The organism is Rhizobacter terrae (assembly GCF_003852895.1).
Lineage (GTDB): Bacteria > Pseudomonadota > Gammaproteobacteria > Burkholderiales > Burkholderiaceae_C > Albitalea > Albitalea terrae.
In genome coordinates this window covers 160,698-184,251 of sequence record NZ_QUSW01000006.1, presented here as the reverse complement: position 1 = coordinate 184,251, position 23,554 = coordinate 160,698, and the positions used below count along the sequence as shown (strand labels likewise).

Here is a 23,554-nt window from a genome sequence, read left to right as displayed (position 1 = left end):
GTCCCATGGGAAGCGAAGAGATCGTGCGCGTGACGTCCGAAGCCATGATGCTGTGCCTGGTCGTCTCGCTGCCGGCGGTGCTGGTGGCCGCCGGCGTCGGCCTGCTGGTGGCCTTCGTGCAGGCGGTGACCTCGCTGCAGGAGCAGGCCATCTCGCAGGGCGCGAAGATGATCTCCGTGGTCGTCACGCTGCTGCTGGCCGCGCCCTGGGGCGCCCGGCTGGTGCTGGAATTCGCCCGCTCGATGATGCGCATGGCGATGTCATGAAGTCCGACCCCAGCTCGAAGGTGCGTGCGGCCCAGCTGGCGCATGCGCAGCAACAGCAGCTGCAGACGCGCCAGGCGACGCGCCGCGTGCTGGCGGGCGAGCAGGCCACCACCTACCGCAACACGCGCATCCGCACGGCCGCGGCCTTGGCCGCGCATTCGGCGATGGCGCATGCCATGCTGGCCAAGCTGAAGCCGGGGCCGCGTCCGCCGATGGCCGAAGTGCGCGAGACGGCGTCCGCCGAATCCACGCCCGAGTGGTCAGAGGAAGAAGACGGCGAGGAAGGCGAGGAGAACCACCTGCTCCACCTGGGCCCGATGCACGCCGGCCCGCATGGGCGGCACGTGCAGGCCATCGGCGAGCACGGAGGTGGCCATGGCGGACGCGGCGGTTCCTCGCGCGACGAGGATGAGGAGCGCGACGATGCCTCACCCGAGATGCCACGCCGCGGGCCGGGCGCGCGAATCCGCGTGGCGGTGGCGGCGCCGGTGCGCATGGGGGTGCAGCTTTCCGCGGTGGACACGACCTGGGCGCAGGATGCGCTCGCCGCCGGCGGCATGGGCGAACTGCGCCGTGCCCTGGCCGAGCGGCTGCTCGGCGCCGCGCATGGCCCGGGCAGTGCGGGCTGGCGCAAGCCCTGGCTGGGTCAGGTGGCCGCGCTCTATGCCACCGCGCAGGACAGGTCCTTCGAGCACGGCAGCTTCGGCGGCGTGCGCGAACTGCTGCTGTCCCTGCGGCAACCCCTGGCGCGCATGCTGCCGCCCAACCCGATGAGGCCGGTCTTCTTCTGCCTGCTGCCGCTGGTGCTGTTCGACCTGCACAAGCCCTTCACGCCGTCGCAGCGCCAGGACAAGCGCGTGCGCCTGGCGGCCTTGTCGCGCAGCTCGGGAATCGCGTCATGAGCTTCGAACGCTTTGAGCAACTGGTGCAGGCCATGTGCGAGACCACAGGGCTCGGCGACCCGCGCGTGGTGCTGGAGACCAAGACCCTGGAGGTCGATGGCTTCACCTTGCTGCTCGATCACTTTCAGGACGATCCCGAGGCGATGTACCTGCAGTTCGACTACGGCATCGTGACGGCGGGCCGCACGCTGCGCATCTTTCGCATGATGCTGGAGAGCAACCTGCTCGTGTACGCGCAGGACCAGGCGCAGCTGGCGGTTAACCCCGACACCGGCGGGGTGCTGCTCATCCTGCGCGTGCCCATGGGCGACGAGGTGGATGGTGCATGGTTCGCCGACACGCTGGTGCACTATGCCGAACACGGCCGCTACTGGCGCGACCACATGAGCCAGGCCATCGATGACATGTTCGAGGGCATCGCTTCCGGCGACTACGCTTGGCTGCGTGCCTGAAGATTTGCTAGGCTCGAACCGTTTCCACTCGCCGACCGCCCGGTGGGGCCGGGTACTGCGCCGGTCCGACCGATCCTCCATGGCCATGGCCGACCCTGCGTCCGTCTTCGTGTCCACACCGGGCTCCCCGCCGACGGGTGGCGGCCGGCCGTCCCTGTGGCCGCACCGCCCGGCCGAAGGCGAGCTGCGCGAGGAGATCGGCGCGCCGCTGCGCCAGGCGCTGGAGGCCGCGCGGCGCGACCCCGACCGCGCCCGTGCCTTGCTCGACGAGGCGCTGGCGATGGCCCGGGCCAGCGACGACCCGACCGTGCTGCCGCGCAGCCTGCACCGCGCCGCGGTCATCGCGCTGCGCCTGCGCGACCCCTGCGCGGCCTACGTGATGTGCGTGCAGGCGCAGCCGCTGCTGGAACGCCTGGACGACCGCTGGCGATCCACCGAGGTGCTCAAGCTGCGCGGACGCTGCTGCCTGGATGCCGGCGAGAACGAACTGGCCGAGACGCTGCTGGCCGAGGCGGCCGACCGCTTCGAGCGCATGGGCTCGCCGATGCAGACCGCGCGCTGCCATTCGCTGCTGTCGGCAGCCTACCGACGGCAGGGCAACCTGCTGGCCGCGGTGCATTTCGCCCAGCAGGCCTGCAGCCGGATGTCCGAGGCGCCGCGGCCCGTGCGCCACCGGCTGCTGGCCATCGAGGCGATGTCCCGCCTGGAGCTGTCGCGCCGCCTGCGGGCTTCCGGCGAGGAGCGTGCCGCCGACGACGAGTTGGATGCCGCTCTGCGCGTGCTCCCGCCGGCCGAGGCGGTGGACACCGACGCCGGCGCGCAATCGGCCGCAGTGCTGGGCGTGATCGTGCGGGTTGCCGCCGAGCGCGGAGACCTCGCTGCCCGCATGTCCGCCTACCAGCGGCTGCTGCGCCTCGCACGGCGGCTGGACGACCCCGTCATCCTCGGACTCGCCTGGCTGCGCGGCGCCGAATGCCGCATCGCTCAGGGCCGCCCGGCAGCGGCACGCAACGACGCGCTGCGGGCCATCGACCATTTGCTGCGCGCCTCCCACTCGCCGATGCTGCCCGAGGCCGAGCGCGTGCTCGCCGGCCTGCTCGAAGGCATGGGCGACAGCCGGGGTGCCTACGAGGCCTTCGGCGCCGCGCTGCACCACGAGGCCGAGCAGGAGCGCGCCTTCACCGCCGCGCGGCTGGAGCTGCTGTCGCTGCACGCCAAGGCCGAGCGCGACCTGCGCGAGACCGAGCAGACCCTGGCCTACGCACAGCGCTTCTCAAACGTGGGCTACCTGGTGGCCAGCGTGAACCACGAGCTCAACCAGCCGCTGGCTTCCATCCGCCTGCTGGCGGAGACCACCATCGAACTCGCGCGCCATGGGCACCGCGAGGAGGTGAAGCAAAGCCTTCGCTCCATGGTCAGCCTGAGTGGGCGGCTCACCGATCTCGCGTCCAAGCTGGCGGCCTTCCCGGTGCGCGAGAACGCGCCGCTGCGCAGCGTGTCCCTGCGCGCGGCCATCGACGAGGCGCTGTCGCTCGTGCAGTCGCGCCTGGCGCAGACGCCGTGCCAGATCACCCGCTTCGGCGCCGATGCGCAGGTGCAGGCCGACGAAGGGCAGGTGGTGCACGTCATCGCCAATCTCGTGAACAACGCCATCGACGCCATGGCCGGGCAGGCGCAGCGGCGCATCCATTTCTCCTGCACGGCGGGGCCGTCGATGGTGCAGCTCACCATCTGCGACAACGGGCCCGGGTTCGCACCGGCCGTGCACGAGCGGCTGTTCCACCCGTTCTTCTCGACCAAGGCCGCCGGCCAGGGCCTGGGGCTCGGGCTTGCACTGTCGCGCGACGCGCTGCGGGCCATGGGCGGCGAGCTCAGCGCCTACAACGACGTGGACGGCGGTGCCGCATTCGAACTCAGCCTGCCGCGGGTACTGCCTTGACGGGCTGGCTCCTGCGCGATCATTCATCATCCGAGACCAGGATCCTCCGCATTCATGTCCAGCCTTCCGATCGACAACGAACCCACCATCGATCCCGCCCGCCGCGTGGTGCTCATCGAGGACGATGACGCTTTCCGCCAGACGCTGCAGCGCTCGCTCGAACTGGCGGGGTTCCAGGTGGCCAGCTACGGCGATGCCGAGTCCGCACTGGCCGGCCTGGGGGCGGAGCCGGTGTCCGTCGTGCTCACCGACCTTCGCCTGCCCAATGCCGACGGCCTGGCGGTGCTGGCACGCGTCAAGGCGCGCGATGCGGACCTGCCGGTGGTGCTCATGACCGGCCATGGCGACATTCCCACCGCCATCGAGGCCATCCGCTCCGGCGCCTACGAATTCCTCGAAAAACCCTTCAGTCGTGAACGCCTGCTGGCGGTGGTGTCACGCGCCTCCGACCGCCACACGCTGGTGCTGGAGAACCGCCAGCTCAAGCGGCAACTGGCCGCGTCCTCGGGCATCAGCGAGGTGCTGCGCGGCGACAGCCCGGCCATGCGCCAGCTGCGCGACCTGGTGCTGCGCCTGGCGCCCACGCCGGTGGACGTGCTGGTGCAAGGCGAGACGGGCACCGGCAAGGAACTGGTGGCACGCTGCCTGCATGACTTCTCGCGCCGCATGGGCAACTTCGTGGCGGTGAACTGCGCGGCCATCCCCGAGAACCTGTTCGAGAGCGAGCTGTTCGGCCACGAGGCGGGTGCCTTCACCGGCGCGGGCAAGCAGCGCATCGGCAAGTTCGAGCATGCGAAGAACGGCACGCTGTTCCTCGACGAGATCGAGGCGATGCCGCTGGCGCTGCAGGCCAAGGTGCTGCGCGTGCTGCAGGAACGCGAGGTGGAGCGGCTGGGCAGCAACAAGCCCATCCGGCTGGACTTCCGCGTGGTCGCGGCCACCAAGGTCGACCTCAAGGACCTGAGCGAGCGCGGCCTGTTCCGGCCGGACTTGTTCTATCGCCTCAACGTGGCCGCGCTGCACGTGCCGCCGCTGCGCGACCGGCTGGGCGACGTGATCTCGCTGCTGGAGGTATTCGCGCACCAGGCAGCCCTGCGGTTCGACATGCCCGTGCCGCCGCTGACGTCCGAGTTCCACGAACAGTTGCTGGGCAACCCGTGGCCCGGCAACGTGCGCGAACTCAAGAGCTGCGCCGAACGGCTGGTGCTGGGGCTGCCGCTGTTCGTGGACGCCCAGGCCGCCAGCGGGTCGGCACGCTCCTTCGACGAGTCGATGGCGATGATCGAGCGCAGCCTGCTGGAGGCGGCCTTGCGTCGGCACGGCGGGCAGGTGAAAGAGGTGGCGCGCGAGCTGAGGATGAACCTCGCGACGACCTATCGGAAGCTGAAGGCCCTGAACATCGACACGGCGGATTACAAGGCGGATGGGGAGGGGTGAAGGCGTTGCTGAGGCGGGACTGGGCCTTCGACAGGCCCAGTCCGATCACCCGCTGACTCAAGTCCGCTCGCGGTCCAGCAGGCCCTCCGCAAACATCCTCTCCGGCCTCGCCGGCGTCGACCCCCACTGGCCACCGCCTTCGCGCACATCGCGCTCGTAGGCCTGCCGCCGCGCCTCCAGTCCCGCGTCGTTCGTGATGCGGTCGTAGGTGCCGCGCGAGAGCTGCTGCGTGATGTCGCCGAACTCGTCGGGCCAGTGCTTGGCCAGCTCGTCGAAGATGACGTAGACGAACTCGTAGTTGCGCGAGTTCAGCGCGAACGCATCTGCACCATGCGCCTTGATGCCGGGGGCGAGGGTGTCCGACCCGTAGGCGAGGCGGCCCGGATGCTGCGCGAACAGGTACAGCCAGTTGTTGCCCTCGGCGCCCATGTGGCGCGCCATGTTCGCGAAGGCGGTGCGCACGGCCGGCGTCTCGAAGCTGCGCTTGACGGTGTGCCTGAAGCTGGCCAGCGTCTGCATGTGCAGGTCGGTCACGTCGTTGCCGGCGGTGGCGCGCAGCTGGGCCTGGTCGAGGTCGCCCAGGTCGTCGGCCTTGTCGGCCGTGCCGCCGATGACCTCGAAGGCGCGGTAGCTCTTGAGGATGTTCTGCAGCGCCTGTGAAATCGCCGGCGCCAGGTTGGCCTTCTTCAGGTTGTCGTACACGTTCTGCAGCGCGAAGTGCGAGACGAAGTCCCAGGCGACGTCCAGCACGATCAGCGCCTGGTCGTTGTTCATCCGCGGATCACGCAGCATGCGGTCGATCAGGCGCACGTGGTCGGGCTTGTCCGACATGAAGCGCGCCAGGCCCGCGGCGTGGGCGTAGCACAGCAGCATGCGCGCTGCCGCGGCCGCCTCGTTGCCGGCCTTGCCGCGGATCGGATCCGCACCCGGCCAGTTGGTGACGAAGTCGGCCATCTTCTGGAACACCACGTCCAGCCGCTGGCTGTTGCCGCGCTTGGACAGGTGGCTGTCGCCGTTGTCCGCATGCAAGAGGATGGCCTTGCCGGCGATCATCGCCTCGCGCAGCGTTTCCTCCGAGGCTTCGCCGTCGACCTTGATCTCGCGCGGTGTGAGCTTGCGCACCTGCTCCTTGCGCAGCGTGGTCTCGCCCATCACCTTGAACTCCAGCCCGGTGTCCTGGAAGGCGCGCTCCAGCAGCGCGAGCTCGCGCTTGGCGGAGTTCTTGTCGGTCGGGTCCACGCCGGTGCTGGACACATCGATGCGCGCCGTGAATCCTTCGTCCTCGCGCGCATCGGCGAAGAGCTGGAGCACGCGGTGCTGCTGCTGCGTGTTCATCTTCAGCCATTGCATGCCCAGCATGTAGTCGCGGTTCATGTAGTCCATGAGCCGCTCCACCGTGGTGTAGTACTTCTTCTCCGCCGTGGAGTTCGGGATCTGGTGCGGGATGGCCGCGTTGGTCATCTCCTCCACCCGGTTCGCGTGGTTGAACAGCACTTGGCGCGCGATGTCGGTGACGATGCCGTTGTAGTTGGTGAGGTGGGCGTGGATGTCCTTCTGCGCATGCACCGGCACGCCCGGCACCGGGCGCTCGGAGGGCAGGCTGAGCATGCCGCCGATCATGTTGCGCTGCGCTTCGGGCATCTTCTGCAGGTCGTCCCAGAGGCCTTGCATCATCGATTCCGCGAGGCCGTGCACATCGTCGGACGGCGGCTCGATCTCGTCGCGCATCGACTGCAGCAGCGGTGCATCCAGCTTGTCGCGGAAGGCCTTGAGCGCGTCGTGCCAGGGGAGCAGCCGGCCGCTTTCGGGGGTGTGCGGCAGGTCCAGGCTCGGGTCGTCCAGGTGGCGCAGCACGCGGCGGTAGAGCTGGCTGGCGGCGAAATCGCCGTTGCGGAAGGCTAGCGCAAAGCGGCCCCAGGCGCGGTCGCGCGTGGCCGTGTCGCCCGAGGCGAAGTCGAGCACGAGCTGGTCCAGCTGCTGGTTCTCGACGTCGCGCGTGCGATGGCCGTCGTTGATCTGCCGGTTCAGGCCGTTTTCCAGCAGCGCAAGCTTGGCGGCCAGCCCGCCCTTTTGCGGGGCGGTGGCCGCGTCGCCGAACTGGGCCTGGGACAGGCGCTGCACCGCATTGCGCAACACCACCGCATCCTGCCCGCTGCGCTGCACGTGCTGCAGCACCTGGTCGACCATGCCCGGCCGCGAGAGCACGCCCACGGCCTTGGCGGTGGCTGCGGCATCGGCGCTGTTCTGCGTGAACTTCATGAAGCGCGACACGACGTCGCTGGCCTTGGCCTGCTGCTCGACGAGCGAGACGGCGTTGAACAGCGTCACCAGCCGCTCGGCTTGCTGCATGAAGCGCGTGTCCGTGCCGAGCTGGTCATGCCCGCCGAGCTGGCACATGCCCTTGAGCAGCAGTGCCTTGTCCTGGCGCAGGCGGTTCAAGGCATCGCTCAGCTCGGGATAAAGCACGCCGCCCTTGGCCGGGTCATGGTTCTGCACCGCGATCTCGATGGAGGTGGCCGACACGTGCAGCTTGTCGGCCAGCGCATGCAGCGTGGTGTCGGTGAGGTCGTGGTTCGCCAGCGACTGCGCGTCCTCTCGCACGGCGGCGGCCAGGCCATGGATGTGCATGGCCAGTTCCGTGGCGTCCTCCAGCCGGCCGGTGCGGAAGGCCTCGCCGTTGAGCACCGAGGCTGCACCGTTGACGAAGCGCTGCAAATCCTCGCCCATCGCGCCCTTGCTCATGGCCACCGCGCCGCGGTCCAGCAGGCGCTGGGTGTTGGTCATGGCGCAGTCGGCGAGCTGCTGGCCCAGGTGCTCGCCGCCCATCTTGCCGAAGCGCGCGATGTGGCGCTTGGGGTCGAACATCATCAGCGTGCCCAGCGCCTGGATGGCCGAGAGGATGCCGAAGAACACGGTGTAGGCGCCGAGGATGGAAGCGGCCGACTGGCCCACGCGCGAGATGTGCCCGTTCTTGGCCGCATCGCTGGCCGCCAGCGTGAGCCCGTACAGCGCGACGGCGCCCACCAGTGCGCTCACGGTGCGCGCCGCCACTTCCTTCATCTTGTGCGTGGCAGTGGTGCGTTCCGAGACCGCGGACAGGCCGTTGAGGAACACGCCGCCCTTGGCGGACCGCGTGTGGTCCATCTCCGGCAGCTCCTGTGCGCGGTTCACGCCGTTGCGGCGCAGCGTGAGGTGGGCCGCACCCATCAGGGCCGCCTGCGTGCCGATCGACATGACGCCGCCGGCGATGCCTGCCCGCACGCCGCGGCCGGCCACGGTGCCGCCGAAGAACTCCGGCGACATGGCGGTGAGGCTCATGTGCGTGAGGCCGTGGATCATCACGCTGCCGAGCGTGATGCCCAGCTGACCGGCGATGGCCTTGTACAGCCCGGTGAGGCCATGGTTGCCGGTGGAGGCGAAGAGGTTTGCCGCGACGCCGCCTGCCAGCCGCGTGACGGCCGGCTGCAGGTCGCCGCCCACGCCGGCCATCAGGCCGATGGACCCGGCATACACCGCCATGGCGGCCTTGTCGCCCAGCACATGTTCCAGCGCGGCCGCCACGACGGTGGGAATGGTGAAGGTGGCGGTGTTGCCGGCGAACTGGCCGAGCACGTTGGCGAAGTAGCGCTGGACCGTGGGGTCTTCCAGCGACTGCGGCTTGGTGGTCAGCGCACGGATCTCGCCACTGGCCTCGGTGACGTAGTTCTGGAGCGCGGCGAAGTAGGGGTCGGCGCGGTCAGCGGGCGCACCGTCCGCATAGGGGTCGATGCCGTCGCGCACCAGGTTCTGCGAGAGCTGCGACAGCGTCTGGTAGGCCATCCGCGTGCGCTGCGAGAGCATCGCCATTTCACGCGGCGGGCGCAGCACGACGGCCTGGCTGTCGGCGCCCGACGGTGTCGCGTCGGTGCGCTGCAAGGCGGTGTGCTGCGCACGCGGGCGCATGCGCTGGGGGCCATGTGGCGTGGGACGGTGCTGCGTGTCCAGGTCCGTGGTGTTCTTGCGCCGCGAGCCATCACGCGAGGACTCGATCTGCGGGTCGTCGGTGTTCGGCTGCCGGGTGGTGACGTTCACCGTGCCGGCATCGGCCGGGCGGTGGGTGATCTGCTTGGACAGGGTCATGAAATCTCCGTGACAGGGGAACGATTCCTTCCAGCGTAGGAAGCCTGTTCGCCGCGGCCACATCGATAAACGAAGAAAGGGTGGCATGGCCCGAAGGGCTCATCGCTTCGTGTGGCGAGCCGCCTCTTCGCACGGCCTTGGTGCCTGGCGCATGGCGCGTCCTAACCTGGGGCATTCATCCCCCGATTGGAGACATTCCATGGTCCATCGCACCGACAACACGCAACGAAGCAATCAACCGACCGACTTGCAGCACTCACAGCGGTCACAAGGCTCGGTTTCGACGCCCAACGTGGTGCAAGACCCGCGGACCCTGGAACAACAGGATTCTTCCGGCCTGACCCGGTCGACGACCCGGCGCAGGCGCCCGCCGGCTTCGTCGGGCCTGGTGCCGCGCCGCGAGAACACGCTGCCCCCATCGAGCAGTTCGACCGCGGCCGGCAGGATGCCGGCGACCGGTGGCGATCTCGAGATGGGAAGCGGCGCGCAAGCCCAAGGCGCGCTGACCGTCGCGACGACCGCGGCCCCCGATGTGGAACGGACCGGCGCCGAGCTCACCATCGAGCGCCTGCAGCAGGTCTCCGCGGCTGCGGCGACAATCCCCGCCGCGGCGACCGTGATGTCGCACAAGCCGACCACCCTGGCAGGCTTGCAGGCCGACTTCCTGGCCGCCAAGAACCGGCCGGTGCATGCCGACGTCTACCTGCAGCTTTGCCAGGCCTACCGGGTGCACGACGAGCGCCACGTCGACGAGGGCCACGAGAACGTCTCGGCCAAGACAATGACCGACCGGATGGACAACGACGCGATCCGCCTCGCGGGCTACGCCTCGGGGATGCATCGCGGCGACATGGACAACCTGTTGAAGGCGAGCTTCCGCTCGGGGCTGCCCAACCCGATCAGCACCGCGTTGCCGAGCATGCTGACTTTCGGCGCATCAAGCTTCATCGGCACCATCCACGGGCCGTGGGCCGGCTTCGGCAGCGCGCTCGCCTTCGCGCTCGCCAAGCCGTTCATGGCAGGCGGCATCCAGCCGGCTATCGTATCGCTGTGCGACAGCATCCGCGGGCGCAACGCGCCGACCGTGTTGGCCAAGGGCGAGGTCAACGACGAGGTCTGGTTGGACGCGGCCGCGTTGACGCTCGAGGGCATGGACGACCGGGCCCGCACAGCGATCTCCGCCTTTGACCAGGCGGTGCAGGCCGCCTTGACCGCCACGGGCATCGCCAATCCCAAGGACCTCGACACGCCGGCCACGCTCCAGCGCTTCCTGGCGGAGGTGAGCGATGCGCACATGACCGCCATGCGCGAGGCCCTTGATGGTGTCCAGCAGGCGCTGGAGAACTCCGCGCCGCAGACCCAGGAGGTGCTGAGGGCCTTCAGCGACGCCGCCGACGAGGAAGCAGGGAACCGCCCGAGCATGATGGATCAGCGCGAGACCACGCTGAAGGCCGAGTTCTCGAACCTGCGCCAGGCCGAAGGCAACAGCTGGCAGCGCATCCCGCGCACGCTGCGTGCGTCGGGCGGCACGCTCACCACTGCGCTTTCGGGGCTGAAGCCGGACGAGATGCCCCAGCACATCAATCACGCGGTCCACCGGCCCAGCCACCTGGAGGGGCTCAACAAGTACGCGAGCGCGGCCATCGGAACGGGCTGGGCGGCCGCGACCTCGCTGGTGCAGTCGCCCATGGCCGGCCTGGACGAACGCAACAAGCAGGAGTTCAACGTCAAGGCGGCCATCGCCTTCTACGACGCGTTCACGCCAGAGGGCAAGCGACGCTACCTGGCCGGCGAGGAGATGGACCCGGCCCGCGATGTCGACGAGACCAAGCTGCGCGGCATCTTCACGTCGGTGGCGGAGTACATGGTCAAGTCGACCCAGGAGAATCTGAAGCAGCGGCAGAAGGTGCTGGGCGCGGAACTCCGCGATGCCGGTCATGCGCTCAACGCCCTGCCGGAAGACACCTCGGGAATCAACCCGCCGGCGTTGCGTAACAAGATCGATCGCTACAAGGCGATGACGGCCGACCTCGCTGCGGTGACCCAAGGCATCCGTGACGGGAACCCGAACTTCCTGAGCGGCCTGCCGAACCGCGAAGTGCGCGAGGCCTTCAACAACTGCGTCACCAGCGGCGGGAAGCATGTGTTCGAGAACATGACGAAGGTGAAGTACGCGAAGGAGGGCGAGCTCAAGGCCCAGTGGACGCAGAAGGTCTCCACCGACGTGTCGATGTTCGGGCTGGCCGGCCAGTTCACGCCGTCGATCGTCAACAAGCTCGCGGCAGGCATCTGCGGCGGCGCCGGCCATGTGCCCAACGCGGTGGTCGGCTTTCTCGGCTTCTACAACCTGGCGGCTTCGTTCGCCGGTGCGCAAACGCAGTACGCGGCGATCAACGCGAAGAACAACTTCCGCGAAGGCCAGCCGAAGCCGACGGGCATGGCGACCTTCGGACGCGGCAACACCGCGCCGTGGACCCAGTTCCGTGCCAACGCCCACACGTCCTCGGCCTTGGCGGGTGCGGACGAGGTGCTCACCAGCGGTCGCCGGATGGTCAACAGCGAACTCGCCGAGGGCCTGGGGGCCGAGGGTCTGCGCCGTCGTGGCCGGAGCCAGGACGATACCGCGGGAGAGCCTTCGACCTCGGCGCCGGGCGACAACACGGATGCGATCAACCGCGCGTGAGCACAAGGGCCTGACAGCTCCGTGAAAGGTTCCGTTCTCAGGGACTCCACGCGAAGCGCCTGCGGATTCGCGTTCCTGAGACGGAGCCGATGCCTCCCCCCGGGCAACGCGGCCGCAGTGCCATGGCACGGCAGTTGCGGTTTGCCGGGTGGAGGGACCGACCTTTGGAACGAGCATCCGTCTTCATTGCCGATCGTGGCGCGCGCCAGCAGGCGTGCGAACTGCTGGAGGCCGCAGGCTTCGCCACGCTGTGCTTCGATGCGCTCACGCCGCTTGTGCGTTCGCTGCAGCGCGAGGCCGGCGCCTCGCTGGTCGTCGTCGATGTCGACGGCCGCGACGAGGACTGGCGCAGCGTGATGGCCTTGCTGCGCGAGGAGGCCGGCACCGAGTGCGCCATCGTCGGCGCGGGCGCGCGCGTCGAGTCCGCGTCCGTCGCGCTGGATGCTGGCGCCGACGAGTTCGTGGCGCTGCCCTGGCGCATGGGCGAGCTGGTCGCACGCATGCAGGCGGCCTTGCGGCGCGTGCGTCCGGCCGATTCTGTCGGCCCGCTGGCCTGCGGCCCCTGCACGCTGGACGTGCGGCTGCGTCGGCTCGTGTCTGAACGGGCGCACGTGGCGCTCACCAGCCGCGAGGCCGCATTGGCGCGCCACCTGTTCCAGGCGCCGGGCACGCTGGTGTCGCGGCGCGCGCTGGCGCGGGCCTGGGCGCTGGAAGAAGACCTGGTGGGCCGCTCCATCGAGCAGCACATCTACCAGCTGCGCCGCAAGCTGCGCCTGTGCGTGGGCCAGGCGGTGTCGCTGCGCAGCGTGTACGGGCGCGGGTACCGGCTCGTGTGTGCCTGAGGCTGTGCCTGGGGGCCGCGGCCTTCAGGCCGCTTCGTGACTCAAGCGGCTTCGCGATGGTCCGGTTGGCTGGTGGCCTGCACCATCCGCGCACGGGCCAGCTCGCGCGACAACAACTGCATGATGAAGCTGTTGTGCGAAGCCGCGGCAGCGCGCAGCGCCTGCTCGAAGGCCGCGATGGCGGCGCCGGTGTCGCCGGCATCCAGCGCGGCCTGCGCTTCCACGTCGGCACGCATGGCGCGCAGGCCCGGGGCCATGCCGGGCGCGTTGAGCGCATCGGCCTCGGCCAGCCAGTCGCGGCACTGGGCGGGATCGTCCTGCGCCAGCAGCCGCGAGGCGTTCAGCAGCGCCAGCTGCAGTCCTTGGCTTTCACCCGTGCCTCGCCACAGGTCGATGGCGGTCCGCGCCCATTCGACGCGGCGGGGCAGCCAGCAGGGCAGGCGGAAGATGCTCGCGCTGCCCGCCCACTGGGCGCGCACGTGCAAGGGCATGTCGTCGCTCAGCAAGGCTTCGGTGGCGCGCCAGATGTCCAGCGCGGCCGTCGACGAGGTGACCAGCCCCCAGCTGATGGGCGGCGCCAGCATGACGGCGGTGAGCGGGTCCGCGCGCAGCGCCCACGACAAGGCCTCGCGTGCGTTGTCGAGCTCCAGGGCCACGCCGGCATGCGCGTGGTCCCAGTCGCGCAGGCGCTGGTCGAACAGGGCGAGGACGATGCGGCGCATGGCCAGCGCATGCCGGCGGCGGCAGCTCTCTTCTTCGCCAGAAGCAGCGAGCTGCTCGGCGGCGAACTGGCGCGTCGATTCGTACAGCCGGTAGCGCGGCGGCTCGCCGGGCTCGACGATCACCAGCGAGCGGTCCACCAGTTCGGTGAGCGCGTCCAGGCCATCCCATCGGGCGCTCTCGGGCGTGGCGGATTCATCGCCGGTGAGCACGTCCAGCGCGGCGTCCAGCGAGAAGCTGCCGGTGAACACCGACAGGCGGCGCAGGGCCAGCCGTTCCGTCTCCGCCAGCAGGCCATGGCTCCAGTCGAGCGCACGGCGCAGCGTCTGGTGGCGTTCGGGCACGTCCTTGCGCGTGCTCAGCAGCAGGTCCAGCCGCTGTTCCAGCGCCTGCGCCAACTCGTCCACGCCCAGCAGGCTCACGCGCGATGCGGCCATCTCGATGGCCAGCGCGATGCCGTCCAGCCGCCGGCAGATGCCGATGACGGTACCCACGTTGGCATCGTCCAGCGCGAAACGGTGGTCCATGGCCTGGGCACGGTCGGCGAACAGCGCCACCGCGCCGTGCTGCAGCGCCTCGGCCACCGGCAGCACGTGCGTGGGTACGGACAAGGGGCCCAGCCGCAGCTCTTTCTCCTGCGTGATGCGCAGCGGCACCTGGCTCGTGAGCAGGAAGCGCACGCCCGGGGCAGACTCGCACAGCGCGTGCACCACGCGGGCGACGTCGTCGGCCACCGCCTCGACGTTGTCGATCACCATCAGCATGCGCCGGTTCTGCATCGCATGCATCAGCCCGGGCAGCGGGTCGGCGGCGCGCAGGTCCAGGTTCAAGGCGCGGGCGAGGGCGTCGATGACCAATCGGCCATCGCTGGCGCTGGCGAGCTCGACCCATGCACTGCCGTCGCGGAACGCGGGCGACAGCTCTTCGCACAGGTGCTGAGCCAGGCGCGTCTTGCCGATGCCGCTGGCACCGGTGAGCGTGACCACGCGGTGCATGCGCAGCAGTTCACCGACCCGGCGCACTTCCTCGCGGCGCCCCAAGAGCGGTGCATGGCGCAAGGGTGCCGCAAGGGGCTGGTCGCGGCGCGGCAGCTCATGTGCGCGCAGCACCTGCACGCCGGGCACCGAGAACTTGTAGCCGCGTCCCGGGATGGTGACGATGGCCTGGTTGCCCAGCAGCTTGCGCAGGCTGGCGATCTGCACCACCAGGTTGTTCTGGTCCACCACGACGTTGGGCCACACCGCCTCGATCAGCTCGTCCTTGGTGACCAGCCGGTCGCGATGGGTGACGAGCATCAGCAGCAGGTTGAAGGCACGCGACCCGATGTTGGCGACCTGGCCGCCGATGAGCAGGCGGCGCTCGCTGGCGCGCAGCTCCACGTCGTCGAACACATAGCGGGCGTCAGTGGTCACGGGTGAGTCCCTGGTTGAAGGTCGTCTGCCGGGGGAATGTGAACTGAGATTGCCGAGTTTGCCTGGAAGCGATTCCAGATCGACGCTTGAATCAGAATATGGGGACGAATCCAACGCTTGAATACTTCTTTGCATTGAATCGATACTTTTCCATTTTTGCACGGACAGTCCCCCGCAACCGGGGGGAGCCGCACCTACACTGAAGCGCATGCGGGCAGCACCCGAACATTTCAATGAGCTGTCATTCCGTACGCGTGCAGGCTTGCTGGCTGCTTTCGCGGTGTGGGGCTTGGTACTGATCCGGCTCGACTACCGTACCGGCGAGATGGCCGGCTCCTTCTTGCACAGGCCGTTGCTCATCTTTCACGAAGCTGGCCACGTGATCTTCATGCCCTTCGGCGAATGGATGACGGTGTTCGGTGGCAGCCTCATGCAATGCCTGATGCCGGTGGTGATGGGCGCTGCGCTGCTGTGGAAGAACCGCGATCCCTTCGGCGCATCCATCGGTCTGTGGCTGCTGGGCGTGTCGCTGCTGGACCTGGCGCCGTATGTGTACGACGCGCTCGATCCTCAGTTGATCCTGCTGTCGGGCGCTACGGGAGAAGAGGGCGGGCACGACTGGATCTACCTGCTGAGGTCCGTGGGCTTGCTGAAGCGGGCCCATGGGCTGGGGCAGATGGTCTACCTGCTGGGCGTGGGCGTGATAGCGCTGGCGCTGGGCTGGGGAGCAGAACTCTTGAGGCGGCAGCATGCACACCTGAAGCGCGCCCCGAGATGAAGCCGCACCCTGCGCGCTTGCTTCAGCCCAGCGCGCGCGACACCTCTTGTGCCATGGCCTTCAATCCTTCCAGCACGGCGCGTCCCTCGTCGGGTGGCTGGCGAGCAGGATCCACGCATTGCATGAGCACCACCTGCCGCGTGGCCGGGTCGAATCCGAGCACCGGCATGCCCGGACCATGCAGCAGCCACTGTGCATGCAACAAGGCTTCGAACATCGCCGTTGCGCTCTCACCCTGGGGCACGGCGGCCGCCAGGGCCTGCAGCTTGAGGCTGCCCTTCGGCCCCTGCAGCGGCGCTGCCCAGTTCAGCGGCACGCCGTCCAGCTGAAAACCTCCCGCTGCCACCGCATCTCGTGCGGCGTTGGCGTCCATTCCGGCATGGCGGGCGACGGATTCCAGCCAACGGCGTGCGTCGGCACCGATGTCGAGAATGTCGGCGTTGGAGTTGGAAGTCGTGCCGTTCATGTCGGGGTGTCCTGCGGACGTGTGCGGTGCTCTCGCAGCGCATCGTTGAGCTGATAGGTCTGGACCGTCTTGGCCAGAAGGAGGCCGAGGACGAGCCCGGTCATGAGGGCGTTGACGGCGGCCTGGGCCAGCACCTGCCCCACGGTGCCGACCTGATGGCGCTGCATCAGCGGCTGCAGGCCCTGCATCACGGCCGCGGCCAGCATCGCCGGCAGCATCTGGTTGAGCACGCGCGCATCCACCCGTTCGAACTGCCGTCCGAGCTCGCGCCGGGTGAGCGGGTTGCGCGACTCGAAATGCACATGCGGCACGTGGGTCGGGTCGGACCGCTGCATGCTGCGGGCGACCGCAGTGTCGATGAGATGATCTTCCACCGAGGACGTCAGCATGTTGGCGGCCCCGGCGATCAGGCCCGCCAAGGCGGCCCAGCCGGTCGCGGCGTTCCAGGCCGGTTGACGGGCCAGCACCAGCTGCATGCCGACTTGCGCGCCGAACTCGAGCGCCCCGGCGGCGGTGCCAAAGCCCAGGCGAGCGAGCGCGCCGATGTCGTCGAGGCGCAAGTTGCGGCCCTCCGCGGGCCACGTCGCGTGTGGGCCGTGGTTGCCGACCTGCACCGTGTTGATGGTGGGGCGCAGGAACTCCCGCAGCATCGACAGCATGTGCGCACGCAGCTGAATGCTGGCCATGGCCTGCGCCGGGACAGTGAGCGCCGGATGCGCGATGGACAGGCCGGTGAGGGCGGTTGCCGCGGCGTCGCCGCCGGTGGTCATCACCGTCTGCGCGGCCTGCCATGCGCGGCGTGCCACGGAGGAGCCGTGCGCGGAATCGCCGGCGAATGCCTGGTTCGCGACATCCACCTGCGACTCGCTGTGCCACTGGGCCGCACCCCGGCGCAAGGCCGCCGTGATCGACACCGCGAGCTGCACGCCCAGGGCCGCGCGCGGATCGGACTGCACCAGCCGCGCCAGCGCCGGGGCCGCGAGGCCTTGGGTGACGGTGCGCACGCCGGCCACCGGACCCGCATGCCGCAGGTTCTGCATCGCGAAGTACTCCAGCGTGCCTGCCGGCCTCGGGCCATCGCGCTGCATCTCGAAGTCCGCCCCGCTCGGCCGGCCCGGCGGGCTGCGACGCGGCGCGAGGCGCTGGATTGGCGAGCCGGGGGCCGACGCTTCAGGTGCCGACGTCTCGGCGACAACGGCCCCGATGGCTTGCGACCGTGACGAGCGAGGCGTTAGTGCGCCGCCATCGAATTGGCTGTGCAGCGAGCGGCTGTGGATGGAACTGCTGCGCCGAGCGGTCTCGGGCTGTCTCGGCTCGGAGGGTTCGCCCGATGGCACCGCGGCGGTGCCGGTGTGGTGCAACTGCAGGTCGGAGGAAGTGCGCGGGAGGACGGGATCTTTCGGCATGTGGGGTGGGTCCTGTTGTGGGCCACTATCCGGACCCGCGATGACACTTCCGTGACGGCGGGCACCGGCATGGCGCATCGGCCGCTGGCGCTTCGTGTGCGCATTCATGGCTTCGTGCCTGGTCGTTTTCTGGCAAGTCCGCGTAATCCCTAGATTGACCTGGAATCGCCCTCGACGCTCCAATAGCAAACGTTCGCGCAAACGTTTGCGCGACACGGCCGCCGAGTTCGTGGACCCGGGCTCGCCCCGTTGCGGCACTCAAAAGAGGAGACATCTCTCATGGCCCTTCATTTCCCTTTCACCCGCCGCCAGGCGGCGTTCGCAGCAGCCTGTGCAGTCCTGGTGGCGTCGCCGTTGTCCGTGACCTCGGCCTTTGCCGACACCAAGCCGCGCGTCGGGCTGGTGATGAAGTCGCTGGCCAACGAGTTCTTCAAGAACATGACCGAAGGCGCCGTCGCCTACGAGAAGAAGCGTGGCGACTTCGAGCTCAAGGCGGTGGGCATGCAGTCGGAGACCGACTTCGATGCGCAGACCGCGGCGGTGGAGAACTTCATCACCCAGAAGTACGACGTGATCGTGATCGCGCCGGCCGACAGCCGCGCCATGGTGGCGCCCGTGGCGCGCGCGCTGAAGGCCGGCATCACGGTGGTGAACTTCGACGTGGCGCTGGACCCGGCCGCGCAGAAGAAGGCAGGCATCGACCTCGCCTTCGTGGGGCCCGACAACCGCGCCGGCGCGAAGCTGGCAGGCGATGAGCTGGCCCGTGCGCTCGGCCCGGGCGCCAAGGTCGTGATCATCGAAGGCAACCCCGGCGCGGACAACGCCTTGCAGCGCAAGCTGGGCTTCGAGGACGCAGCCAAGGCCGGCAAGCTGAACATCGTCGCCTCGCAGACCGCGCACTGGGAGACGGAAGAAGCCAACGCCGTGTTCACCAACATCCTGACCGCCAACCCCGACATCAAGGGCGTGATGGCCGCCAACGACTCGATGGCGCTGGGCGTGGCCAAGGCCATCGATGCAGCCGGCAAGGCGGGGCAGATCAAGGTGGTGGGCTTCGACAACATCCCCGCCATTCGCCCGCTGGTCAAGAGCGGCAAGGTGCTCGCCACGGTGGACCAGTTCGGCACCGACATGGCGGCCAATGCGATCGACCAAGGCATCAAGTCGCGCAAGGCAGGCCAGCCGCTGAAGGGCTGGGTGAAGACGCCCATCGAACTGGTGACGGCCAAGAACGTCAAGTAAGGCGATTGGCATGACGACGCTGCTCGAGCTGCAAGGCATCACGCGCCGCTTCCCCGGCGTGCTGGCGCTCGACAGCGTCGATCTCTCGCTGGAGGCGGGAGAGATTCACGCGCTGGCCGGCGAGAACGGGGCGGGCAAGTCCAGCCTCATCAAGATCCTGTGCGGTGCCGACCGGCCCGATGCGGGACAGATGCGGCTTGCTGGCTCGGCCTACGCGCCGCAGTCGCCGCAGGATGCGATGCGTGCGGGCATCCGCGTGGTGCACCAGGAGCTGCACATGCTCGACGAGCTGTCGGTGGCCGAGAACCTGCTGTTCGAAGCCCTGCCGCGCAATCGCTTCGGGCTGGTGGACAAGGCGGCGATGGTGCGTCGCGCGAAAGAGTTGCTGTCGCTCGTCGGCCTGGATGACCTGCCGCCCACGAGGCGTGCGGGCACGCTGGGCATGGCGCAGCGGCAGCTCCTCGAAATCGCCAAGGCGCTGTCGGGCCGCAGCCGGCTGCTCATCCTGGACGAACCCACTGCCACGCTCACGCCGCGCGAGACCGACCGCCTGCTGGCGCTCATGCGCGAGCTGCGGGGCCAGGGTGTCACGGTGCTGTTCGTGTCGCATCACCTGCAGGAGTTGTTCGAGGTGTGCGACCGCGTGACCGTGCTGCGCAATGGCAGACGCGTCGAGACCCGTTCGATGCAGGCGACGAGCACGGACGATCTGGTGCGGCTGATGGTCGGCCGCAGCATCGAGTCCGAGACGCCCTACGACAGCGCCGAGGCGCTGCGCCGCATCGATCGCTCCCGCGGGCCGGCCTTGCGTGTCGAGGGCTTGCGCAACACGCGCCAGCCCCACGCCCCGGGCCTGGACTTCGAGCTTCGCTACGGCGAGATCGTCGGCCTTGCGGGCCTCGTCGGATCAGGCCGCACGGAGACCGTGCGTGCCATCTTCGGTGCCGATCGCGCCGCGGGCGGCCGCGTCCTGCGCGACGGCCAGCCGGTGCACATCCGTTCGCCGCGTGACGCGCTGGCACACGGCATCTGCCTCGTCACCGAGAACCGCAAGGACGAAGGCCTGGTGCTGCCCATGCCCATCCGCGCCAACGTGAGCCTGGCACGCCTGGCCGCCGTGTCGCGCGGCGGCCTGATGCAAGGCGGTCGCGAAGACGCCGCGGCCGAAGCGGCCCGCCAGCGGCTCCAGATCCGCCTGGCCTCGGTGCAGCAGCCGGTGCGCGAACTCTCAGGCGGCAACCAGCAGAAGGTCGTGCTCGCCAAGTGGCTGCTGCGCGAGCCGCAGGTGCTGCTGCTGGACGAGCCCACCCGCGGCGTGGACGTGGGCGCCAAGGCCGAGATCCACAACCTTCTGAAGCGCATGGCGGCCGAGGGCATGGCGGTGCTCGTCGTCTCGTCCGACTTGCGCGAACTCATGAACGTGTGCGACCGCCTGCTCGTGCTGAGCAAGGGCGTGCTCGCCGGCGAGGTGGCGCGCGAGCGCTTCGACGAGGAAGCCATCCTGGTCCTCGCTTACAGTGAATACCTCAAGGCCAACCACGATGCAGCCGTCGCTTGACACCGCGCGAATGAACCCGCTTCCTGCGTCTTCCACGAACCTGGCCCGCGGCGCGCGCACCGTGCTGCGCGAGGCCGGCATCGGCGTGGCGCTGCTGGTGCTGGTGGGCGTGTTCGCGATGCTCTCGCCCATCTTCCTCACCTCGGCCAACATCACCAACATCTTCACGCAGATCTCCATCAACGTGATCCTCGCGGTGGGCATGACCTTCGTGATCCTCATCGGCGGCATCGACCTGTCGGTGGGCTCGGTGATGGCGCTGTGCGCCGTCATCGCCGGCACGGTGATGAAGATCGAGGGGCTGGACACGGGGCCGGCCGTGCTGCTGGCGCTGGCCGCGAGCATTGCCGTGGGCGCGGTCTGCGGCTTTCTCAACGGCGCAGTCTCGGCCTTCTGGAGCATTCCGTCGTTCATCGTCACGCTCGGCATGCTGAACATCGCCCGCGGCGCGGCGCTGCAATGGACGCAGGCGCGAACCATTTACGAACTACCGGACGCCTTCAACAACTTCGGCAGCGCCAGCTTCCTCGGCCTGCCGGCCATCTTCCTCGTCGCGCTGGCGCTGGTGGGGCTGGGCTGGTTCGTGCTGAACCGCACCGTGTTCGGCCGGCTCATCTACGCCATCGGCAACAACGAGGAGGCGGTACGGCTGGCGGGGCATGCCACGCGGCGCATCAAGATCGCGGCCTTCGTCATCGCGGGCGCGGCGGTGGGCGTGGGCGCGGTCATCTACATGACGCGGCTGAACATCGCGAGCCCCATCCTGGGCATCGGCTTCGAGCTCAATGCGATCGCGGCGGTCATCATCGGCGGCACCAGCCTGTCGGGTGGCCGCGGCTCCATCGTCGGTACGCTGCTGGGCGCGTGCATCATCGGCGTGCTGGCCAATGGCCTGATACTCATCGGCATGAGCGACTTCCTGCGCCAGATGGTCACCGGCTTCGTCATCATCCTCGCGGTCGTGCTCGACGCCTACCGGGCGCGGCTGGCACTCGCGGCCACCGCATGATCACCATCCGCGACGTCGCACAGCATGCGCAGGTCTCGGTGACGACGGTCTCGCACGTCATCAACGGCACCCGCTTCGTCAGCGAGGACGCACAGGCCCGCGTGCGCGCTGCCATCGAGGCGTTGAACTACGTGCCCAGCGCCGTGGCCCGCAGCCTCAAGAGCAGCCGCACCCACACGGTGGGCATGATGATTCCCAACAACTCGAACCCGTACTTCGCGGAGATCATCCGCGGCATCGAGGACACCTGCTTTGCCGCAGGCTTCAACGTCATCCTGTGCAACTCCGACGATGACCCGCACAAGCAGGCCGCCTACGTGCGCGTGCTCAGCGAGAAACAGGTGGACGGGTTGATCGTGCTCAGCTCCGGCGGCGACCCGGAGCTGCTGGACACGCTGCGCAGCGCGACCATGCCGCAGGTGCTGGTGGACCGCGAGATCGACGACCTGGCCGCCGACCTGGTGGAGGTGGACCACGAGGGCGGGGCACGCGTGGCGGTGGAGCATCTGGTCAGCCTGGGGCATCGGCGCATTGCATGCATCGCGGGGCCGATCGAGCTGTCGCCGGCACGGCAGCGGGTGCAGGGCTGGCGCAGCGCGCTCGAAGCGTCCGGCCTCGCGTGCGATGACACGCTGGTGGCCAGTGGCGCCTTCACGGCCGAAGGCGGACATGAGGCGATGCGCTCGCTGCTCCAGCATCGGCCGAGCGCCGTCTTTGCATCGAACGACCTGATGGCCATCGGCGCCATCTGTGCTGCGTCTGATGCCGGGCTGCGCGTGCCGCAGGACCTGTCGGTGATCGGCTTCGACGACATCGCGCTGGCGGCCTACAGCAATCCGCCGCTGACCACGATCGCGCAGCCGAAGCACCAGACCGGCGAGCTGGCGGCGCGCATGCTGATGCAGCGCATCGCCAAGCCGGAGCGTGCGTTGCAGCGCGAGATCCTGCGGCCCAGCCTCGTGATTCGCCGATCGACGGCGCGGGTGGAGGCGGCGTGAGCGAAAAAGCGATCAAGCGTCCCATCGTCGTGCTCGGCAGCGTGAATGCCGACCTGATGCTGCGCTGCGCCCGCCTTCCGCAACCCGGCGAGACCGTGCATGGCGAGGATTTCCGCACCGCGCCCGGCGGCAAGGGCGCGAACCAGGCGGTGGCCGCCGCGCGCCTGGGCGGCAGGGTGGAGTTCATCGGCTGCGTGGGTGACGATGCCTTCGGCACCGAGGCGCGCACGGCGCTGGAGCGTGAAGGCGTGGGCACGACGCACCTGCGCACGCGCGCCGACGTACCCACCGGCGTGGCGATGATCCTCGTGGAGCAGTCAGGGCAGAACAGCATCGCGCTGGCGGCGGGTGCGAATGCATGCCTCGACCTCGCGCAGGTCGATGACGCGGCGGCGGCCATCGCGGGTGCTTCGCTGCTGGTGTGCCAGCTCGAAAGTCCGCTCGACGCCGTGCGGCATGCCATCGGCATCGCCCGGCGGCATGGCGTGCTGGTGCTGCTCAACCCGGCGCCTGCGCAAACCTTGCCGCCGGCCTTGCTGGCCGAGGTCGACATCCTCGTGCCCAACGAGTCCGAGGCAGCGCTGCTGGTTGGGGCGGACGCACCGCGTGAACCGACGGCCCTGGCGTTGGCGCTGAAAGCGCAGGGCCCGGACACCGTGATCGTCACGCTCGGTGAAGACGGCATCTGCCTGGCGGACCCCGACGGTGTCCGCTTGCGGGCAGCACCTGCCGCGAAGGCCGTCGACACCACTGGTGCCGGCGACACCTTCATCGGTGCCTTCGCCGTGGCTCTGCAGGAAGGCCAGGGCACCGACTCAGCCGCCGCCTTTGCGCAACGTGCTGCAGCCTTGAGCGTGGCCCGTCACGGCGCGATGGCATCCATGCCCACGCGCGACGAATGCGAGTCGGCGCGATGAAGAAAGCGCCGCTTCTGCACGGCGAACTCTCGCGGCTCATCGCCACGCTCGGGCACGGGGATGCGCTCGTCATCGCCGATGCTGGCTTGCCGGTTCCGCCTGGCATACCGGTGATCGACCTTGCCTTGACGCGCGGTGTGCCGTCGTTCGAGCAGGTGCTGAAAGTCATCCTCAGCGAGATGCAGGTCGAGCGTGCCGAGCATGCGGCCGAGGCACTGGAGCGCAGTCCGCAGGTGGCCGAGCTGCTGCAGCAGTCATTGCCCGGGGTGGCCTTGTCGGCGGTGCCTCACGACATCTTCAAGCAGCGTTGCCGCACGGCGCGCGCCATCGTCCGAACCGGCGAGTTCACGCCGTATGCCAACGTGATGCTGTTCGCAGGCGTGGTGTTCTGACCGAGACCACCCGGGC

General features: G+C 69.1%; 18 protein-coding genes. 14 read left to right on the top strand and 4 right to left on the bottom strand.

The features are described from left to right. Window positions 1–5 precede the first annotated feature (5 nt). The 5 genes from sctS to DZC73_RS20785 all read left to right on the top strand — a co-directional run bounded on the left by sctS (window position 6) and on the right by DZC73_RS20785 (window position 4,996). The gene (sctS, locus tag DZC73_RS20805) at window positions 6–266 is read left to right on the top strand and encodes a type III secretion system export apparatus subunit SctS (protein ID WP_124542297.1); all 261 of its coding nucleotides are present in this window, start codon (window positions 6–8) and stop codon (window positions 264–266) included. Further along, the gene (locus DZC73_RS20800) at window positions 263–1,168 is read left to right on the top strand and encodes a hypothetical protein (protein ID WP_124542296.1); all 906 of its coding nucleotides are present in this window, start codon (window positions 263–265) and stop codon (window positions 1,166–1,168) included. Before sctS ends, DZC73_RS20800 begins: the two co-directional genes overlap by 4 nt. After that, window positions 1,165–1,620 carry a CesT family type III secretion system chaperone gene (locus DZC73_RS20795; protein ID WP_124542295.1) on the top strand — a complete coding sequence of 152 codons (456 nt, stop codon included), beginning with the start codon at window positions 1,165–1,167 and terminating at the stop codon, window positions 1,618–1,620. The genes DZC73_RS20800 and DZC73_RS20795 overlap by 4 nt, the downstream gene beginning before the upstream one ends. Window positions 1,621–1,699: 79 nt before the next feature. Further along, complete coding sequence (locus DZC73_RS20790) at window positions 1,700–3,559, top strand: ATP-binding protein (protein ID WP_161974679.1); 1,860 nt, start codon at window positions 1,700–1,702, stop codon at window positions 3,557–3,559. Window positions 3,560–3,613: 54 nt separating this feature from the next. After that, window positions 3,614–4,996: a sigma-54-dependent transcriptional regulator gene (locus DZC73_RS20785; RefSeq protein ID WP_198414914.1), complete on the top strand. Its 1,383-nt coding sequence runs from the start codon at window positions 3,614–3,616 to the stop codon at window positions 4,994–4,996. 57 nt (window positions 4,997–5,053) lie between these two features. Here DZC73_RS20785 and DZC73_RS20780 read toward each other — a convergent pair whose 3' ends face one another. After that, window positions 5,054–9,115, bottom strand: a complete 4,062-nt coding sequence (locus DZC73_RS20780; protein WP_124542293.1) for a hypothetical protein — start codon at window positions 9,113–9,115, stop codon at window positions 5,054–5,056. A 199-nt stretch (window positions 9,116–9,314) separates the two neighbouring features. Here DZC73_RS20780 and DZC73_RS20775 point away from each other — a divergent pair, with 199 nt between their 5' ends. Further along, window positions 9,315–11,798, top strand: coding sequence for a hypothetical protein (locus tag DZC73_RS20775; protein WP_198414913.1), 2,484 nt, complete (start codon window positions 9,315–9,317; stop codon window positions 11,796–11,798). 164 nt (window positions 11,799–11,962) lie between these two features. After that, the gene (locus DZC73_RS20770; protein ID WP_124542292.1) at window positions 11,963–12,640 is read left to right on the top strand and encodes a response regulator transcription factor; all 678 of its coding nucleotides are present in this window, start codon (window positions 11,963–11,965) and stop codon (window positions 12,638–12,640) included. Window positions 12,641–12,681: 41 nt separating this feature from the next. On the opposite strand, the gene DZC73_RS20765 is transcribed toward DZC73_RS20770, so the two are convergent. Continuing rightward, the gene (locus tag DZC73_RS20765) at window positions 12,682–14,772 is read right to left on the bottom strand and encodes a winged helix-turn-helix domain-containing protein (RefSeq protein WP_161974678.1); all 2,091 of its coding nucleotides are present in this window, start codon (window positions 14,770–14,772) and stop codon (window positions 12,682–12,684) included. A 262-nt stretch (window positions 14,773–15,034) separates the two neighbouring features. On the opposite strand from DZC73_RS20765, the gene DZC73_RS20760 reads away from it, so the two are divergent. Then, complete coding sequence (locus DZC73_RS20760) at window positions 15,035–15,550, top strand: hypothetical protein (protein WP_124542290.1); 516 nt, start codon at window positions 15,035–15,037, stop codon at window positions 15,548–15,550. 22 nt (window positions 15,551–15,572) lie between these two features. Here the strand turns inward: DZC73_RS20760 and DZC73_RS20755 are convergent, their stop codons facing one another. Then, window positions 15,573–16,016 (bottom strand): type III secretion system chaperone family protein, encoded by a 444-nt coding sequence (locus DZC73_RS20755; RefSeq protein ID WP_124542289.1) that lies wholly within the window; start codon window positions 16,014–16,016, stop codon window positions 15,573–15,575. Continuing rightward, window positions 16,013–17,422: a hypothetical protein gene (locus DZC73_RS20750; protein WP_124542288.1), complete on the bottom strand. Its 1,410-nt coding sequence runs from the start codon at window positions 17,420–17,422 to the stop codon at window positions 16,013–16,015. The genes DZC73_RS20755 and DZC73_RS20750 overlap by 4 nt, the downstream gene beginning before the upstream one ends. Before the next feature lie 279 nt (window positions 17,423–17,701). On the opposite strand from DZC73_RS20750, the gene DZC73_RS20745 reads away from it, so the two are divergent. The 6 genes from DZC73_RS20745 to rbsD are packed head-to-tail and all read left to right on the top strand — an operon-like array spanning window position 17,702 to window position 23,538. Then, window positions 17,702–18,664, top strand: a complete 963-nt coding sequence (locus DZC73_RS20745; protein WP_124542287.1) for a sugar ABC transporter substrate-binding protein — start codon at window positions 17,702–17,704, stop codon at window positions 18,662–18,664. Between the two features lie 10 nt (window positions 18,665–18,674). Then, window positions 18,675–20,222 (top strand): sugar ABC transporter ATP-binding protein, encoded by a 1,548-nt coding sequence (locus DZC73_RS20740; protein WP_124542286.1) that lies wholly within the window; start codon window positions 18,675–18,677, stop codon window positions 20,220–20,222. A gap of 10 nt (window positions 20,223–20,232) precedes the next feature. Next, window positions 20,233–21,231, top strand: a complete 999-nt coding sequence (locus DZC73_RS20735; RefSeq protein ID WP_124542285.1) for an ABC transporter permease — start codon at window positions 20,233–20,235, stop codon at window positions 21,229–21,231. Then, window positions 21,228–22,229, top strand: coding sequence for a LacI family DNA-binding transcriptional regulator (locus DZC73_RS20730; RefSeq protein WP_124542284.1), 1,002 nt, complete (start codon window positions 21,228–21,230; stop codon window positions 22,227–22,229). The genes DZC73_RS20735 and DZC73_RS20730 overlap by 4 nt, the downstream gene beginning before the upstream one ends. Continuing rightward, complete coding sequence (gene rbsK, locus DZC73_RS20725; protein ID WP_268879055.1) at window positions 22,226–23,146, top strand: ribokinase; 921 nt, start codon at window positions 22,226–22,228, stop codon at window positions 23,144–23,146. Before DZC73_RS20730 ends, rbsK begins: the two co-directional genes overlap by 4 nt. Next, a complete protein-coding gene (rbsD, locus tag DZC73_RS20720; protein WP_124542283.1) occupies window positions 23,143–23,538 on the top strand; it encodes a D-ribose pyranase in 396 nt (131 codons plus the stop codon). Before rbsK ends, rbsD begins: the two co-directional genes overlap by 4 nt. Window positions 23,539–23,554 lie beyond the last annotated feature (16 nt).